The sequence below is a fragment of the Micromonospora sp. DT4 genome (assembly GCF_049841675.1).
Classification (GTDB): Bacteria; Actinomycetota; Actinomycetes; order Mycobacteriales; family Micromonosporaceae; genus Micromonospora.
The window spans coordinates 1-540 of record NZ_JBNCKT010000372.1 but is presented as its reverse complement, the minus strand read 5'-3'; the positions used below and the strand labels follow the sequence as shown (position 1 = coordinate 540).

Annotated in this window: 1 protein-coding gene; it reads left to right on the top strand. The window is 67.4% G+C overall.

Annotation, left to right across the window (positions count from 1 at the left end; genetic code table 11):
* Positions 1-58: 58 nt before the first annotated feature.
* A partial coding sequence (locus ACLQ24_RS30155) for a hypothetical protein (RefSeq protein ID WP_425895124.1) occupies positions 59-540 on the top strand: 482 nt, incomplete at its 3' end.

Below are 540 nucleotides of genomic sequence, written 5' to 3'. Positions count from 1 at the left end.
GTCATCCGATCCCCCCGGGATGTGTGGGTGTTTCCTACCCCCGAAGGAGCTACCCCCTATGACCACGATCCTGCGTAAGAGCATGCTGTCCGTTGCTGGTCTCGCGTTCGCCGGTGGTGTCTTCGCCGGCCCGATCGCCGCCCACGCCAACCCTGTCGATGCCAAGCCGGTTGCGGTGGCGGTGCAGACGGCGGCGTCGAAGCCGCAGGGCGACCAGTCGCACATCACCCTGAACGACGAGCAGACCGCCAACGCCAAGGCCATCATCGCGGCCACGAAGAAGGCCGGCCTGCCCGAGCGGGCCGCGGTCATCTCGATCGCCACGAGCCTGCAGGAGTCGAAGCTGAAGAACCTGGGTCACCTCGGTGACGCCAACGACCACGACTCCCTCGGCCTGTTCCAGCAGCGCCCCACCTCCGGCTGGGGCACCCCGGAGCAGATCACCAACCCCGAATACTCCACCACGGCGTTCCTCAAGGGCCTCAAGCAGGTCGACGGCTGGCAGGACATGCCGCTGACCGACGCCGCCCAGACCGTGCA